Annotated in this window: 1 pseudogene; it reads right to left on the bottom strand. The window is 50.4% G+C overall.

The features are described from left to right. Positions 1-994 (bottom strand): annotated as a pseudogene (locus C9J12_RS30140) (type-F conjugative transfer system mating-pair stabilization protein TraN); the annotation flags it as partial.

Here is a 994-nt window from a genome sequence, read left to right on the forward strand (position 1 = left end):
CCACGCAGACGTCTTGTGTTTTACTGCACGCTGGCAGCGTGGGGCCGCAACTGTTTTTCCAACCAATATTCAGGGTGCGTGTTTTCCAATGTACTGTAATCGTTCCCTTGTCCATCAGGTGAATGCCAGTGCGTCCATCGGCGGCGCGGATAGTCAAATTAAGGGTGGATGTATCGATAGAGACATTCATCGTTTGTGCCCCTACCTCAGACCAGCAAAAGCTGCCTATGGGGCCACACATATCCCATGGGTCTGACCAATAGGGCGATGCGGCTGCATTCTTGATATGCCGTCCATTGGCATCAATGGATACTGATCGCGTATTTGATTGCACCCCGAAAGGGGGGAGCTCTATTCTTGTGACAATGACCTTTGCGGGAAGGGTTATTTGCAATCCTGCGGATGTCACCCTTGCATTGCCTGCGTTACTTCTTGGGTAGCTCATGGGGAAGCGTTGACTGCCAGTATGCTCATTCTTCGAGATAACATACGGGGTAATATCACAGGTATAGGGTGTATGGGTCGGTTGCGTACAATGTTTAACCGATTCACTGAACTCACACGTCTGCCCTTTTTTACAGTCATGGTATTGAGACACCAACCCATGACTGATGGTATAGGCATCATTCATATATCCTACCGCTTGACTATAAGCGGGATCATTGGGGTCTATTGTGGGGCGACCTGCATTGAAATTGGCTTGCACCGCTTGGGCATTGTCATCGGTTGCGATGGCGGCGGCTTTCGCGCTGTCCATGGTGGTGGCATCATTGCGATAACGGGTTTGTTCCGGGTTGCTGAGTTGCTGCTGACAGGCGGTGTCTTGACAGTATTCATTGACTGAAAATGCGGTGAACCCGGATTGGCCCTGCGTGACGGTGGCTGATTGTTTAGCCCAGTTAACATTGTCGGTATAACGTTGCTCTTGGCTGGCGATAGCCGTTGAGGCGATGAACATCAACGCAATGACTGTAAACACTCGACCTGTCATATT

Source organism: Photobacterium frigidiphilum (assembly GCF_003025615.1).
Taxonomy (GTDB): Bacteria; Pseudomonadota; Gammaproteobacteria; order Enterobacterales; family Vibrionaceae; genus Photobacterium; species Photobacterium frigidiphilum.